This window comes from Paraliobacillus sp. PM-2 (assembly GCF_001368815.1).
GTDB lineage: Bacteria > Bacillota > Bacilli > Bacillales > Amphibacillaceae > Paraliobacillus.
This window is the reverse complement of record NZ_CTEI01000002.1, coordinates 721,594-735,559: the sequence shown is the minus strand read 5'-3', so window position 1 is coordinate 735,559 and position 13,966 is coordinate 721,594. Positions and strand designations below refer to the sequence as shown.

General features: G+C 34.1%; 16 protein-coding genes. 13 read left to right on the top strand and 3 right to left on the bottom strand.

Translation table 11 applies throughout. The features are described from left to right. Positions 1-108: 108 nt before the first annotated feature. Together BN1058_RS12495 and BN1058_RS12490 are read right to left on the bottom strand one after the other, a co-directional pair. Complete coding sequence (locus BN1058_RS12495) at positions 109-570, bottom strand: hypothetical protein (protein WP_090858198.1); 462 nt, start codon at positions 568-570, stop codon at positions 109-111. A 210-nt stretch (positions 571-780) separates the two neighbouring features. Further along, positions 781-1,296 carry a phosphatidylglycerophosphatase A family protein gene (locus BN1058_RS12490; RefSeq protein ID WP_090858195.1) on the bottom strand — a complete coding sequence of 172 codons (516 nt, stop codon included), beginning with the start codon at positions 1,294-1,296 and terminating at the stop codon, positions 781-783. A 132-nt stretch (positions 1,297-1,428) separates the two neighbouring features. Here BN1058_RS12490 and BN1058_RS12485 point away from each other — a divergent pair, with 132 nt between their 5' ends. From BN1058_RS12485 to thrB, 4 genes are all read left to right on the top strand, one after another. Next, complete coding sequence (locus BN1058_RS12485; RefSeq protein ID WP_090858192.1) at positions 1,429-2,391, top strand: protein kinase family protein; 963 nt, start codon at positions 1,429-1,431, stop codon at positions 2,389-2,391. 117 nt (positions 2,392-2,508) lie between these two features. Beyond that, positions 2,509-3,801, top strand: a complete 1,293-nt coding sequence (locus BN1058_RS12480) for a homoserine dehydrogenase (protein WP_090858189.1) — start codon at positions 2,509-2,511, stop codon at positions 3,799-3,801. A gap of 3 nt (positions 3,802-3,804) precedes the next feature. Then, a complete protein-coding gene (thrC, locus tag BN1058_RS12475; RefSeq protein WP_090858185.1) occupies positions 3,805-4,866 on the top strand; it encodes a threonine synthase in 1,062 nt (353 codons plus the stop codon). Further along, a complete protein-coding gene (thrB, locus tag BN1058_RS12470; protein ID WP_090858182.1) occupies positions 4,863-5,750 on the top strand; it encodes a homoserine kinase in 888 nt (295 codons plus the stop codon). Before thrC ends, thrB begins: the two co-directional genes overlap by 4 nt. Before the next feature lie 70 nt (positions 5,751-5,820). Here the strand turns inward: thrB and BN1058_RS12465 are convergent, their stop codons facing one another. After that, entirely contained in the window at positions 5,821-6,045 is a 225-nt protein-coding gene (locus BN1058_RS12465; RefSeq protein WP_246050140.1) for a NifU family protein, read from the bottom strand. Between the two features lie 167 nt (positions 6,046-6,212). Here BN1058_RS12465 and BN1058_RS12460 point away from each other — a divergent pair, with 167 nt between their 5' ends. The 9 genes from BN1058_RS12460 to BN1058_RS12415 all read left to right on the top strand — a co-directional run bounded on the left by BN1058_RS12460 (position 6,213) and on the right by BN1058_RS12415 (position 13,879). Next, the gene (locus tag BN1058_RS12460; RefSeq protein WP_255307068.1) at positions 6,213-6,530 is read left to right on the top strand and encodes a YuzD family protein; all 318 of its coding nucleotides are present in this window, start codon (positions 6,213-6,215) and stop codon (positions 6,528-6,530) included. A 58-nt stretch (positions 6,531-6,588) separates the two neighbouring features. Next, on the top strand, positions 6,589-7,452 hold the full coding sequence (dapF, locus tag BN1058_RS12455) for a diaminopimelate epimerase (RefSeq protein ID WP_090858176.1): 864 nt from the start codon (positions 6,589-6,591) through the stop codon (positions 7,450-7,452). 328 nt (positions 7,453-7,780) lie between these two features. Then, positions 7,781-8,140 (top strand): HesB/IscA family protein, encoded by a 360-nt coding sequence (locus tag BN1058_RS12450; protein WP_090858174.1) that lies wholly within the window; start codon positions 7,781-7,783, stop codon positions 8,138-8,140. 169 nt (positions 8,141-8,309) lie between these two features. Next, a complete protein-coding gene (locus tag BN1058_RS12445; RefSeq protein ID WP_090858171.1) occupies positions 8,310-8,801 on the top strand; it encodes a hypothetical protein in 492 nt (163 codons plus the stop codon). A gap of 331 nt (positions 8,802-9,132) precedes the next feature. Next, positions 9,133-9,819 (top strand): hypothetical protein, encoded by a 687-nt coding sequence (locus BN1058_RS12440; protein WP_090858168.1) that lies wholly within the window; start codon positions 9,133-9,135, stop codon positions 9,817-9,819. A 332-nt stretch (positions 9,820-10,151) separates the two neighbouring features. Further along, positions 10,152-10,427, top strand: a complete 276-nt coding sequence (locus BN1058_RS12435; RefSeq protein WP_090858163.1) for a hypothetical protein — start codon at positions 10,152-10,154, stop codon at positions 10,425-10,427. A 123-nt stretch (positions 10,428-10,550) separates the two neighbouring features. Then, complete coding sequence (locus tag BN1058_RS12430) at positions 10,551-11,153, top strand: DedA family protein (RefSeq protein WP_090858160.1); 603 nt, start codon at positions 10,551-10,553, stop codon at positions 11,151-11,153. A 773-nt stretch (positions 11,154-11,926) separates the two neighbouring features. Beyond that, a complete protein-coding gene (locus BN1058_RS12420) occupies positions 11,927-12,460 on the top strand; it encodes a hypothetical protein (protein ID WP_090858154.1) in 534 nt (177 codons plus the stop codon). Positions 12,461-12,767: 307 nt separating this feature from the next. Further along, a protein-coding gene (locus BN1058_RS12415; protein ID WP_090858151.1) for an IS3 family transposase occupies positions 12,768-13,879 on the top strand; the annotation gives its coding sequence in 2 pieces (ribosomal slippage) (positions 12,768-13,017 and positions 13,017-13,879; 1,113 coding nt in all). The last annotated feature ends 87 nt before the right edge of the window (positions 13,880-13,966 follow it).

The following is a 13,966-nucleotide window of genomic DNA, read 5'->3' as shown; positions in this document are numbered from 1 at the left end:
CTTGAAAGACCTTAACCAACTCCTCGAGAAAACACACTCAAACTATTGAACCGCCGTGTACGGAACCGTACGCACGGTGGTGTGAGAGGTCGGATAATCAACTAATGATTATCCTCCTACTCGATTAGAATCTTTATTTTCCATCCAACTTATTAAATCCTTGACCGGTCCTTTCTTCGTCTCCATTACTTCGTATCCATCTGGAGATTCTAAATAAATTTTTTTGTTGGGATTTTTTTCACTTGGAAATATAAAAAATTTAAAGTATCCCATATAAGTCACACTAATAAATTTATTTTTTTGCTTTACATTTATTTCTTCTATAGCTTTCTCAGATTCTACTACCTCCATCGTCTTAAGTATTTTATTGGATAGCTCTTTTATTTTTAACTCTTGTTCTTCAGAATAACCTACTTCTTCCTGATTATTCCATACTATAATAGGAACTTTTTTATCTACTTTTTCAAACAACTCTTGATAGTAGGGGTCTTCTATTGCGAAATTCCCATCGCTTTGACATGCTACCAGCAGACCCACGATACCGCCAATGAATAGAATTTTTTTAAACAAAGTATTCACTCTCCATATGATGAAAATACAAGCTGTTAAATATAAAAAAGCCATTTCAACAATTTAGTGTCGCACCTAATCAACTGCCAACTTAGTCTTTTACTTTATTTATAATAACATGAATAAGTGTTTTCTAAATATCATCATTTGATTAAATTTAATGCTATTCATTACGATTACACAACATTATCCAACCGACTATAGTATAGTTTATTCTTCATCTAAATCTTCATCTTTTGCCACACTGTGTGCGAGACGACTAGAAGCAGCTGCAGCAATCGCCCCTATTATGTCATCTAAAAAGGTATGACATTTCCCAGATGATTTATCATTCAACTTTTTTAAAATACCTGGCTTTTGTTTATCAATATATCCATAGTTTGTAAAACCTATTGAACCGTACACATTTACAATAGAAAAAGCAATAATTTCATCCACACCATATAAACTTTCATCTACTTCAATGGTTTCTTGTAATGGAGAAGCGAGTTGTTTTTTTTCTGCAAGAATATCTAATTGAATACCAGTCAATATCGCATTTTGTACTTCACGTTTACCTAAAACCTTCTCCACATTGTAAATGCAATTTTCCATTGTTAAGTGGTCATGATATTTATTTTGTAAGTAGTAAACAAGCTCTCCAATATCTTGAATTGAGACACCGCGTTCATATAACCAATCTCTTGCCTTTTGTTCTAATTCTGTTCTTGGTCTTTGTTTTCCCATTATTTTATCCGACCCTTCATTTACAAGCTTTTATTCTTACTATACCCACTTATAGGTAATTCAAACGAATAGAAATTGTTCTTTTCTGGGGAGTAAATACGTAAAGTATACCATCAGAAAGGAGTGCGTGTAATGGATATTATATATCAATATGTGGAATATTTTAATGGCGATTTAGTAAAAGTAGGTGATCGTGAGGCCTATTATGTTGATGGTTCTTACTATTTTATTATTCCAACAAATGAATTAGAGCAGGTTCATATCGAACAAGGTTGGTTTGCTAACCATTTAATAGAGCAGGAATATCTACGTATTGCAAAACCAATAAAAAATATAAATGGGCAATTTATTACGGAGGAAAATGGTCAAAACTATATCGTATTACAAGCCATGAAATATCCTTATGAATCAAAAGATGTTCCCACTAGATTGGCTACATTCCATTCTATAGGTAAATCTTATGCTTATATGCCAAGATATATTTCAGCTTATGGTGAGTGGCAAACACTATGGGAGAAAAAAATTGCACTATATGAAGCGTATTATCGAAACCAATTAGAAGTTCGGCCTGTCACACGTTATCAGCGATTACTTATTGATACCTTTCCATATATAATAGGTTTAACCGAAAATGCCATTCAATATTTACAAGAGTCAAATAATGAAACAAGATTTGCAGGATCTGACCAAGGGTGTATTACCTTTCAACGTTATACAAATCAATTGGATCAACCTTTTATATTTTCTAATGAATTCATATATGATCATCCAGTCAGAGATATAGCAGAAAGTATACGACCATATTTTTTAAAAACTGACGGCAATAAAGAAGCAGTTCATTTTTTAAAGAAATATGAGGATGTATCCCCTTTATCAATATTCAGCTGGCGATTACTATATGCGCGTCTTATCCTCCCTATCCATCTATTTGACTTTATTGATCAAACCGTTGGAGAAACGAATAGTGAAGAAACGTATCTATCCTACCGGCAATTGTTAGATGATCAAATAAAGTATGAAGGACATTTGAAATCATTTTTTCAAGATAATAAAATAGATCCATTTAGGAATCAAATATATCAATTGGATTGGTAATTTCATTTTTTCAGAAATTTTAGGTAATTGCTCCTTGAATAAGTAGAAGGGGAAAGGTATAATGTCCACTGTAGATAAACAAATGTATTTTAAAGAAAACAGGGGGAGGCGTTCTTTGTGGAAAAAATTCATGTTGGTTTATGTGGTCTCGGGACAGTAGGAACTGGTGTAGTCAAGATTCTACAAGATCATAAAGAACATATTAAACATAAACTAGGCTGTGAAATAGAGATTGCTAAAGTACTGGTAAACAATATTGAGAAAAAGCGAGATGTTGTAATTAACCGAGATTGGTTAACTAGTGACCCAGCGGAACTAGTGGATCATAAAGATATTGATGTTATTATTGAAGTGATGGGTGGCATTGAAGACACAAATAAGTTATTAGAGCGAGCATTAGAGAATAAAAAACACATTGTAACAGCAAATAAAGATCTTATGGCTGTACATGGTCAAAAATTGTTACGATTAGCAAAGAAAAATCATTGTGATATTCTTTATGATGCTAGTGTAGCAGGTGGAATTCCTATTTTGCGTTCTTTATCAGATGGATTGGCATCTGATCATATTCAAAAAATAATGGGTATTGTCAATGGCACAACAAACTATATGATGACAAAAATGGCTGATGAAGGGCTTGCTTATGAAGAGGTATTAAAAGAAGCACAAGACCTAGGTTTTGCTGAAGCAGATCCTTCTGCGGATGTGGATGGATTAGATGCGGCAAGAAAGATGACATTGCTTGCTAATTTGGCCTTTAAAATGGAACTACATCTAGAGGATGTTGATGTTTCAGGAATACGAAATATTACACAAGAAGATATCAATTTTGCTGAAAGTCTTGGTTATACCATTAAATTAATTGGTATTGCTTCGATGCATAAGGGGAAGGCAGAAGTAACAGTAGAGCCGACTTTATTACCTAAAGATCACCCATTAGCACTAGTAAAGAATGAATATAATGCGGTATATGTATATGGGGAAGCTGTTGGAGAAACCATGTTCTATGGACCAGGTGCTGGAAGCTTACCGACAGCAACTGCTGTTGTTTCAGATTTAATGGAAGTTGTTAAGAACATCAGATTGGGAAGTAGTGGTAATGAACATGTAGATCCACAGTTTGAACGTCAATTAAAAGAAGATAAAGAAAAATTTTCACGTCATTTTATCCGCTTAGATGTTGACGACCAGGCTGGTGCTTTTCAAGAGATCACGAATGTCTTCTCTGATCATGAGGTTAGTTTCGCAAAAATTCTACAATTACCGGGTGATCAAGAAAAAACTGCTGAAATAGTAATGGTTACGCACAAGATTAGTAGAGAGCAATTATTAAAGAGTATGGCAAAATTGGAAGGATTAGATGTTGTTAAACGTTTAATTAGCCATTATCGAGTAGACGGGGAGGAATAAGAAATGGCTTGGGAAGGATTATTAAAACATTATCAAACCTATTTACCTGTAGGAGAAGAGACACCATTCATTACATTACATGAGGGTAATACACCATTAATCAAGTTGGAAAATCTATCGAAAAAATATGATGTAGAAGCATATGCTAAAGTAGAAGGAATTAATCCTACTGGCTCATTTAAAGACCGTGGCATGGTAATGGCAATGGCAAAAGCAATTGAAGATGGCGCAGAAGCAGTTATCTGTGCATCAACAGGGAATACATCTGCATCAGCAGCAGCCTTTGCTGCTCGTGCAGGCTTACGTTGTATCATTGTTATTCCAGAAGGTAAAATTGCACAGGGGAAACTTGCACAAGCGGTTATGTATGGTGCTGAAATTTATTCGATTCAAGGTAATTTTGATGATGCGTTACGTATTGTCCGTAAACTAGGGGAACAAGATGGAATTACTTTAGTTAACTCTGTCAATCCACATCGAATTGAAGGACAGAAAACAGCTGCCTTTGAAGTATGTGATGTATTAGGTAGTGCACCAGATTATTTATTTATTCCAGTTGGAAATGCAGGGAATATCACTGCTTATTGGAAAGGATTTAAAGAGTACCATGAACAAAAACATACCGGCTTACCGAAAATGATGGGGTATGAAGCGAGTGGTGCAGCCGCGATTGTACATAATCGTGTGTTTGAAAATCCTGAAACAGTTGGTACGGCAATTCGTATTGGTAATCCAGCTAGCTGGAAACAAGCAGTTGCTGCACGTGATGAATCTGGAGGAACGATTGATGAAATAACAGATGAAAAGATGATTGAAGCCTATCAATGGATGGCCGCAAATGAAGGGATATTTGCTGAGCCAGCATCTAATGCATCTGTAGCAGGGCTATTTAAAGCACTAGAACAAGGAAAAGTGAAAAAAGGATCAAAAGTAGTTTGTGTGCTTACAGGAAATGGATTGAAAGATCCAAATACCGCAATTGATTATAGTGAAATTAAACCACGGGTGCTGCCGAATGAAGAAGATACCGTAATGAAAGAAATATTAGGTAGTGTATCTGTATGAGTTGGGTGATCCATGTGCCAGCAACCACTGCAAATTTGGGGGCTGGCTTTGATTCAATTGGTGTAGCGTTAAATTTATATTTAACTTTAGAAGTTGAGTTATCAGAGGAATGGGAATTCGTTCCTTTATCTGAAGGCATGGATGGTCTTCCCTTGGATAAAAACAATTTAATGTATGAAATTGCTCTTCAAGTGGCTAATAAATTTGATTTCAATGAAGTTCCTGCGTGTCGGGTGAAAATGACAAGCAATATTCCTTTAGCAAGAGGATTAGGAAGTAGTGCTACCGCCATTGTTGCAGGCATTGAGTTAGCAAATGTATTGCTGGATCTATCTCTGTCTTTGGATCAGAAGTTAGAGATTGCAACAGCAATTGAAGGGCATCCTGATAATGTCGCTCCTTCATTATTAGGTGGATGTGTTATTGGACATTATGATAATCAATTAAATTGGATCCATGTTCCGATTCACGATCTGATTTTTTTAGCGATTATTCCTTCTTTTGAATTAAAAACAACACAGGCACGTTCTGTTTTGCCAGCTACATTTTCTTATAAAGAAAGTGTCCAAGCTAGCAGTGTGGCGAATGTTAGTGTAGCTGCGATTTGTCAAGGGGATTGGGAGTTGTTAGGTACTATGATGGAAAAAGATCATTTTCATCAGCCATACAGAAAAGCGTTAATTCCACATTATGATGCGTTAATGGAGCTATTAAATGAAGATGTTTATGGAACATTTTTAAGCGGAGCTGGTCCAACCATGATTGCATTAACAAACGAAGCGGTCATGAATCAAAAGCTAAAACAATGGAAAAATGCTTATCCATCTTTTCAATGGCTCCCATTGCAGGTGGAAAATAACGGCGTAACAGTAAACGAAATATAAAAGAATTGATTTAACATAAAAAAGCGACACTTAAACGAAAGTGTCGCTTTTAGATATACATTTATATCATTTAGAATACTTGTTCAATTTCAGTAACGCCTGGAACTTCAGCCATGAGTGCACGTTCAATTCCTGCTTTAAGTGTAATAGTTGAACTTGGGCAGTTTCCACACGCTCCCATTAAACGAAGACGTACAATGCCATCATCAACATCGACTAGTTCAACATCGCCACCGTCACGTAGTAAGAATGGACGTAATTTATTTAATACCTCTTGCACTTGCTCTTGCATCATCCATCTTCCCCTTTCTATCTTCTCTTATTAGTATATCATTTTTTAAAAAAAAATCTATGCGTAAGATCACGTCATTTTCAAGAATTATTTTAACTTTATCAAAAAATTTTGTAAAATAGAATTAATTAGATTAACAGCTGGTTGATCTAAGTAGGGGGTGGATAGGATTGATCCAGTTAACCGTTTATGGTGCGGAGCAATTATGTGCAAGTTGTGTGCAAGCACCTAGTTCGAAGGAAACGTTTGAGTGGTTGCAAGCTGCTATAGGTAGGAAGTTTTATGATACGAATCACATTGTATTTACGTATATTGATATTTTTAGTGAAAATAATGGGGAGGAACATGAGCATTGGATCGAACAAATCAAGCGTGATGAATTATTTTATCCAGCAGTCGTAGTGAATGGAACGTTAGTAGATGAAGGAGTTATTCGAATCCAAAAAGTATACCAAGCTATTCAAGAACGATTTGATCAAATAACATAGTAATACGCTCTGTTAGTATGTAATACTAAATTCAATAAAAATACTTAATTCGGAGGCTATTATGAACATACCTTTTACTAAAATGCACGGTTTAGGCAATAGTTATATTTATCTTAATTTGTTTGAATTAACGATCGAGGAAGAAAAGTTATCCCCATTAGCAGTAGAGGTGGCAAATCCTAATACAGGAATTGGTTCAGATGGATTAATTTTAATTCAACCAAGTGAGGTTGCATCTGTAGGCATGCGTGTTTTTAATAAAGATGGATCAGAAGGAAAAACATGTGGGAATGGGATCCGTTGTGTTGCCAAATATGCTTATGAAAATGATTTAGTACAATCCAAAAGGTTTACAATTGAAACCAAGGCAGGCAATGTGACAGCTGAAGTGCATGGTACGAAAGAGTCTGTCAACGAAGTAACGGTTGATATGGGGGCACCAAAATTTAATCGCCAAGCAATACCAATGGATGGGACGGATGATCATGAAGTGGTTGCTGAGGCTTTCGATGTAAGTCATCATCCGATGCAATTAACAGCAGTTTCGATGGGGAACCCACATGCAGTATTTTTTGTTGATGCTATTGAAAAAGCACCATTATATGAATTAGGACCGGTTATTACAGGAGATCATCGTTTTCCAGAAGGTGTAAATGTTGAATTTGTTGAAATAATCAGCCCAACCGAAATGCATTTCCGTGTGTGGGAAAGAGGATCGGGCGTGACCCAGGCATGTGGAACAGGCGCTTGTGCCGCAACCGTTGCAGCAATTAAAAACAACTTCGCAGCAAAAGGACAAGAGGTCACTGTCCATTTAAGTGGTGGTGATTTGTTTATCTGTTGGTCAGCAGATAATAAGGTTTGGATGAGAGGACCAGCAGAAAAGACAATTGAAGGTACATTTTACTCTACTTGCTTATAGACAAACGTGCATGACAATTGTATGCGCCAAATAACCAGTTTTTTTTTGTGAAAATGTGGTATAATAAGTAATAAGAAAACGTATAGTAAAAAAGACCGTAGCGCTAACTACGGTCCCTAGATACCCATTCTTTGAATAGGGGATTGGCGTTATCTAGTGATTGACCAGAAAATAGCCCTTACCCATTTACGCAGAATAGGGGGCTATTTTTTTGCGTTCAAAACAGCAACAACGACAGCGATCAGCGCATGAGAATCCGTAAAGTTGAAGCGTAAAACAAATCCTTGTATACTGAAAAATGGAAATGGTATTCGAAGGAGGTATCCAAATGGTTTTAACAATTACTGATAATGCTCGTGCTCAAATAGAAGAAATGATGAAAGAAGAAAATCGAGAAACTGTTCGTTTGCGCTTTGGTGTAAAGGGTGGCGGTTGTAGTGGCTTGTCTTATTCACTAGGTTTTGATTATGATGTCAATGAAGAGCTAGATGCAAAAGAAGAAATTAACGGCATTCCCGTTACTATCTTTAAACAGGACATTCCAATTATCGAAGGCACAACGATTGATTTCAAACAAAACATGATGGGTGGCGGATTTACGATTGATAATCCAAACGCCATTGTATCGTGTGGTTGTGGCTCATCGTTTAAAGCAAAAGAACGAGAAGGAACACCTGGGGATTGCTAAACACCCCCCCTTGATATAGCGACTGTATAATCGTTTCTCTTTTTAATATTTATAAATGGCTTATGAAGGACTACCTTTTTGATAGTTAAATCTTGTATTTACACTATTGAGAAGGTAGTTTTTTTCTAACTTTGTTAAAATAAATTAAATTTCAGAAAGAAGGGATATGTTGAGAAGAGTTTTAAGTATTTTATCTTTAGTTTTATTATTTGGGTGTAGCAATGAAACAGTTGATAAGGAACGGTTAACTATTCATGAAGATGAAAGCAGTGTAGCTTATGTTGAGAGTGAAAACTTATTAGCACCAAGGGTATGCTTAGAAAACCAACAGAAAACTCAATCTGTTGACCCATATCTGATAACATTTGAACTAACAGATGATTTGAAAACCATTGTAGATAAAACGTCTAATGTATCTCTTGATAGTCGGAATTTATTTAATAATGATGGTGATTCAAATTCTCCAAGAAAAGAAAAATCGTTTTGCGTTGGCACTAATTTACCATTAAAAGAAGAAGTTAACCAAGATAAATTAGATAATTTGATTACCGAGGGTAATATTAAAGTATCTGTTACTGAACTAAATGGTGATGTAATATTTACATATACTTTGCAGAAATTTGTTATTGGAAAACCCGATGGTTCGGTGGTTAGTCCGTAACTGTTATATCATAAAAATGGAACTTCTATAAATCAGGAAGTTCCATTTTTTATTAAGAAATAACATGAAACGTTAGCAGTCCTTTTTAATAACTTGGCTTTTATGAATGTTTTTAGACCAATGCACAGTAATGTATAAGAAAACATTTGGAACTATTTGTATTAAGTAAACGTCTAATATATATTAACTTTTCATTGTACTAAATCACCAAAAAAGTAATTGTATATTTATGTTAGAATTAATGTAGAAAATGTGAATGATTGTTCTTGAAATGATATGACAGAGCATTAAGAGAGATAAATGCACTTTCTATTTAAAAGAGGAGGTAATAATGAAACCGAGAATTATTTATGCTTTGGTAGCAATTATAATAATTATTATTAGTATTTTTGGAGTGAGACAATATTTAGAAAATGAAAGGTATGAAAACTTTTTATCTAGGCAGGTGGCGAATGATATTGGGCGACTTACAGGTGCTGTTCGAGTCAACGAAACCATCTATGATGAAATTTCAAGCTCAAGGTCACTATCTCTAGAACAAGTGGAAACTCTTTTTCACAATAATCATTCAATTGTAAACATTGCACAAGAACATAAAAATTTAGTCTTACAATTTAAACGGTCTGGTCAAGAATTAGATAATATTCCAGCAAATAAAGCGAGCGATATTGCGTATTACTTCAAAAGGCTTATATGGGATATTGCCGAAAGACAAGGGATAGATGTATCAAATAAAACAACACAATTCCCAATTCACCTTTCAAAATCAAAACCTTATCCAATCAAAGACAAAGAGTTAAAAAAAATACGTATAATTAAAGGATTGAATAATACATGGAGTCAAGTTATCTCCAATAATGTTAAGTGTGTTTCAGATGAGGGTATAATGAATTCTGATATATTTTTTGATGAGTATGTTGACAAAGGAATCACTTCTGATTATTGGGTGAACGTTGCAGTAGAGATGGAGAAAAGAACAGATAAATACCTAGATAAGAATTATTTGCTTTTAAACTAACATGATACTGCATTTGAAGAATTGCATTGTTGTTCTGTTAAAGAAGCAGTAATGCACAATGTGATGTTAAAAATTTATATAATAGGAGTGAAAAGAATATCCTAGGAAATATATTAAAGTTTACTATTTTATTATTTATTTCGGTATTTTTATCAGCTTGTAACGGTAATGCAATAGAGTTGAAAGATGGAGATAGACACATTACTAAAAAAAAGCATGAGATAATTTCAAATTACATTATAGAGCATTACTCGTCTTTATACGGCTCGACAGAAAAGCAATTTGAGGTTCACAAAATATATGGTACAAGCGAATCCGATGGGGTGCTTAGTGTGTATATGTGGTCTTATTATTGTGGTTTTAATAAAACGACTGGTACAGAAGAACAATCAGGTCATTCTTTGCCTGCTGTCATTAAGTTGAAGAAAGAAGAAGAGCGTTATGCTGTTATCGAATATATTGAACCACAAGACGGAAATGGATATCAATCATCTCTAAAAAATATGTTCCCTGAAAAATACTTAGAGTTAGTACAACAAGATAATGGTAATATAGAAGATTTGCAAAAAGAAATGAATAAAAAAGTAAAAAAATGGTTAGAGGAATAAAAATATTTCATATATGAAATTGAGATTATATTGAAACAATGGGAGAAGAAAAATATGAAAATCAAAGATAGTTCTATCTTGTATTAACGAGGATTTTTCTATTTTAGAATAAAGGGGAAGAATATGCAAAATTGGTTAACGGATATAATGAATGAGTTTGGTTATATGGGTATTATGTTTTTAATTGCTTTTGAAAATATTTTCCCTCCTATACCGTCTGAAGTGATACTAACGTTTGGAGGTTTTATGACGACCACATCTAAACTTAGTATTATTGGCGTGATTATTTCAGCAACAGCAGGTTCAGTTATTGGAGCTATTGTTCTGTATATTATTGGCTTGCAACTTGATGTAGAAAGGTTAGAGAAGATTGTAGGTAGATGGGGACATATTCTTCGTATAACGAAAAACGATATTCATAAGGCTGATGCTTGGTTTGATAAATATGGTCCTTGGACCGTCTTTTTTTGTCGTTTCGTGCCTTTAATTCGTAGTTTAATTTCCATTCCTGCTGGTATGTCAAATATGAATGTTAGTTTGTTTCTTTTATTTACAACAATAGGGACGTTGATTTGGAATATTGTTCTTGTGTACCTAGGTGCTTCAGTAGGCGGGTCTTGGGAAGTAATTGTAGAATATATGGAAATCTACTCAAGGGTTATTTACGGTATATTGTTTGTACTTGTAATTGTTCTATTGTATTTATTTATGAAAAGAAAAAAGTAATTCTTAATAGATTGCTAGGTTAGTAAATAAAAAAATTCTATGCTGTACAAAAGTAAAGGAGCAGTTTCATTTGAAATTTTAAATGAAAGGTTTATTAATTAGTGTTCTTGTAGGAATAGTAGCAGTAATAATCTTTGCTATAATCAAACCGACTAATTTCTTTTTTAAAATAACACTTATTTTTTGTGTTGGAGCTTTCGGAGCAAAAATAGGCAATTATTATAGAAATAATTAAAGGAAAGCAATAAGACAATGAGAAGTGAGGTGTTTATAGTTGTGGGAGATTTTAAGAGGTAATGAAGATATTTATATTATCATATACTGCATAATTGTATTGATAATTAACATCGACTACTTAAAGGATTTCAAAAATATAAAAAAAGGACTTAGTAATATATCCTCTGATGATGAGTTGGAAGTGGATCCAAAATCTATTTCATTGCTTTTTATTGTATTGATTTTTAATTTCTTTCGAAGGTGGTTGATTTATTTATTTGCGGTGTTAATTACAGAGAACATAATTGTAATTATTGTTTCATTTATTTTATTTCTAATAAGTCTATACCATAGCTTATATAATTTCAGTCTTACAAAAGTGAAAAAATCCAATGTTGGATTGTACCTGGCAGTAATCGATACATTATTCATCTCAATTTTTGTTGTTTATCTTTTTGGTTTTTAAAAAATATTAAACCAACGGAAGTTTTAGTGTCACAGCGTTTATTGCTAATCGCTAACTGAGTAGTAATGTATTTGTAGGGGGGAGAAGAAAAATGAAAAGACAAATAGCCATTGGATTTTTCCTTTTTATACTTTTATTATCTGGATGTGCAAAAGAACAAACATTTGAAGAGTTTTTTCATCAAAAAATAAAAGAAATACACGTAGGAGAAAAGAATTATTCGTATTCTCTTATTGATACCAAGTTAAATGTAGTTAGTGAAGATGATGCTATCGCTGTATTTAAAGAGCAAAATGAGCGGGGAGAACAAATATTTATAGCCTATTTCAAAAAACAAGATAATCAATGGGAATGGAAACATACAAGAGGAAGCGAATGGGATACCCCTGTCAAATGGTCTGCTATGCATCAACCACCTTATATTTATTCTGGTCCAATTAGTGATAATTCAATAACTGAAGTGTTTGTAGGCAAAGAACCAGGAATAATTATGGAAGTTGAAAATGATAAAAGGTTTTGGTATGCAATTAGTCCAATACAAGATAATGAAGTTTTTTATATTAGAGAAGATGGGACTCGAGAAAAAATTGAGGAAGTTGAGCACGAAAAAAATATAAATAATTGAATCTTTTTTTGTAGAATGTTGCGCTTAAATTAATGCATGCTTTAGTAGAAAAAGAAGTGGAGGAATTTAATGTTTCCTGTTAATTATTTAAGTATCGGGAAGTAGTGTGGGTTATGCAGGGATATATGCTTGATAGTCTTGAAAAAGGTAAACTAATGAAATTAATCTATGAAAGTATTACAACAATCTTTCTTAGAAAAATAATTACAATCTTTTATTCTACTAACTGAATCGGTTACACTTAATTGGACAAGTTAGTTAAGGTCAGTTAGACTTGGTTCAAATAAAAGCCAAGGAGTTTTTAAAAATGACCAGAAGATTGAGACGAAGCTTTTCTAAAGAATTCAAAGAACAGATGGTACAATTGCATGCATCTGGTAAACCCCGTGCCGAAATAATTAAAGACTATGAATTAACCCCTTCATCCTTTGATAAGTGGGTTCGTCAGTATCATGATAATGGATCGTTTCAGGAAAAAGATAATCGCACACCGGAACAAGAAGAATTAATCAAACTTCGTAAAGAAAATCAAAAGTTGGCCATGGAAAATGATATTTTAAAGCAGACCGCGCTGATCATGGGACGAAAGTAGATGTGATCCGAAATAACCGTCACAAATACTCGGTATCAGCAATGTGCGACGTCCTGCAAATTGCCCGAAGTACGTATTATTACGAAGCAAAAATTCGTGATGATCAGAATCAAGAATTAACAGATCTGATTGTTGCTATTTTTAAGAAAAGTCGTCATAACTATGGTCAACGAAAGATTAAGGTTGAGTTAAAAAAACTTGGCTGGGTTGTGTCACGACGTCGAATTGGACGAATCATGAAAGAACAAGGACTTGTCTCAAAATATACAGTCGCTCAATTTAAACCGTCCAAATCATCGTGCAATGAATCAGTAGTTGGAAACACGCTCAATCGAGCATTTGACCAAGATGAAGAATTAAAAGTAATTGTAAGCGATTTAACCTACGTGAAGGTTGGGCAGAAATGGCATTATATTTGCGTTTTAGTAGATTTATATAATCGTGAAATTATTGGTCACAGTGCAGGACCTCATAAAAGTGCTGCTTTAGTTCAACGCGCCTTTGCATCCGTTCTGTACAATCTTCATCACCTTGAATTGTTCCACACGGATAGAGGTAGCGAATTTAAAAACCAGCTGATTGACCAAGCGTTAGAAACGTTTGGTATTGAGCGTTCTTTGAGCGAGAAAGGAACGCCGTATGACAATGCCGTTGCAGAAGCTACATTCAAGACTATCAAAACAGAGTTTGTCAAAGGGGCTTATTTTACTGACCAACACGAACTTGACCTTGAACTGTTTGATTATGTTCATTGGTTTAATCATATTCGAATTCATGGATCCCTAGATTACTTAACACCTACTGAATACAAGTCGGTTAACCTTTAAAAATGTGTCCAATTTAGTGTTGACATACCTAACATGTGCAATAACTGAACAAGTGGATAAAAAAGCAATTGTAAAATTAGGGTGTTA